Annotated in this window: 3 protein-coding genes; 1 reads left to right on the forward strand and 2 read right to left on the reverse strand. The window is 46.9% G+C overall.

Features of this window, described 5'->3' with window-relative positions:
• On the forward strand, nt 1-444 hold a 444-nt coding region (locus A3735_RS24960), incomplete at its 5' end, for an LON peptidase substrate-binding domain-containing protein (RefSeq protein ID WP_068638848.1).
• Between the two features lie 39 nt (nt 445-483).
• Here the strand turns inward: A3735_RS24960 and A3735_RS29285 are convergent.
• Both A3735_RS29285 and A3735_RS24970 read right to left on the reverse strand, forming a co-directional pair.
• Nucleotides 484-948 (reverse strand): phosphatase PAP2 family protein, encoded by a 465-nt coding sequence (locus A3735_RS29285; RefSeq protein ID WP_082885825.1) that lies wholly within the window; start codon nt 946-948, stop codon nt 484-486.
• On the reverse strand, nt 914-1,596 hold a 683-nt coding region (locus A3735_RS24970; protein ID WP_369820559.1), incomplete at its 5' end, for a DedA family protein. The genes A3735_RS29285 and A3735_RS24970, both read right to left, overlap by 35 nt.

Raw genomic sequence — 1,596 nt, forward strand, 5'->3', positions numbered from 1 at the left:
GAAAATGCACCGACTGAACACGTGCGAGAAGGGCAGTTCTATGAACTTGGCACGCGTGTTCAAATTGTAGATTTTGGCAAGACGCCTAGTACCGGGGTGTTAAATCTGACGGTTGAAGGTCTGGAACAAGTCAAACTATCCTCACTTGAAGAACGTGAAAATGGCGTCTGGTATGCCGAGCTTGAGGCTATTGGTGAAGAGCAGCATATTGACTTGCCCGAGGAGTTTGATGAGCTGCGTGTGGTACTGCAGGCTCTGGTCAAACACCCCTTTGTTCGCGATTTGAATATGGATATTGATTATGAAGATGGGCGCCAAGTAGGCTGGCGCTTGACTGAGTTACTGCCGCTAGGCAATAAACAGAAACAGCATCTTTATGAAATGAGCGACCCGCTTCAGCGTCTGCAAGCAATCTCTCGTCAAATTTCTGATATGGTTACTTAGGCCGTATAAATCTTGAGTCTTGATCAGACGGCTCTGCGTTTAGGGGCGTAACTGGTAAGCCTGCAAGGCTTCTGGAAAGAAATAAAGCTGATAGCCAATTAAGATGCCGAGCCATAGACAAAGTGCTGTCATAACCGCTTTCTTTTCAACAGTGATATCTCGACGGTTCGCGGCGTCATAAGCTTGGTGAGTGCTATATAACACTCTACTAATTCCACAAATCGCTAAACCTAGCGCTATGCCCCCAACAATATCAGACAACCAGTGAACGCTGAGCATAACCCGGCTAAAAGCGATCAGAAACATCGGCACAAAGAATAGCAAGTAGCACTGCCAGCGTTGGGTCTTGGGTAGCTGTTGGGCAATAAATGCTGCAATCAGGCCGTAGAAAACGGTTGAGCCTGAACTATGGCCACTAGGGTAGGCATATGAAACAGGCGGTGAGAGTACTAGTTCAGGTCGGGCAATACTAAATACTGCTTTTAGTGTGTGTAATTGCCGCAGTACTTAAGCCGGAAATCACCAGTAAAGTGGAGGCTCGGAACTGCCTTAGATAAAGCATCAAAGCGATGAGTGTTATAAAGGAGGCATACAAAAACTTTTCATCGCCAAGCAGGGTTAGATGGATAAATATCCGAGAGCTGATATCGCTGACAAAGGTACTGATGTTGCGCAGCTCAGCGCCGAGTTGAAGTACGCTGGCATCTAGTTGGCTTAGCAAGCCTGTTCGTAAAACCAGAAAGCTCCAAATAATAAAGAATAAGCTTGATCCTATGAATAAACTCAGTGACGCAAGTGGAAACTCATAGTCCTTTGATGACGTGTTTTGGCTTTTGTTATTGCGCAATAGCGCCGCATAGATGCGAGATCCATGCTGAAGGTTAAGGCTGGCATAGCGAAAGCTGAGAGTGATAATGAGCAGCGCAGCAATTAGAGAGAACAAGGCCGGATAAAAGTTACTTGGCAGAACCAGATGGACGGCACTGCCAGTCAGGTAGCCAGGCAAGATATAAAACGGTGCCCAAATGGTTGCCGAGAGGGCATTGAAGACAGTGAATCTGGTTTGAGACATTCCAAGCATTCCTGCGACAATAGGAATGACTGGACGAATAGGGCCGATAAAGCGGCCGAGCATAACGCTTTTCCCACCGT

It is taken from the genome of Oleiphilus sp. HI0061 (assembly GCF_001635675.1).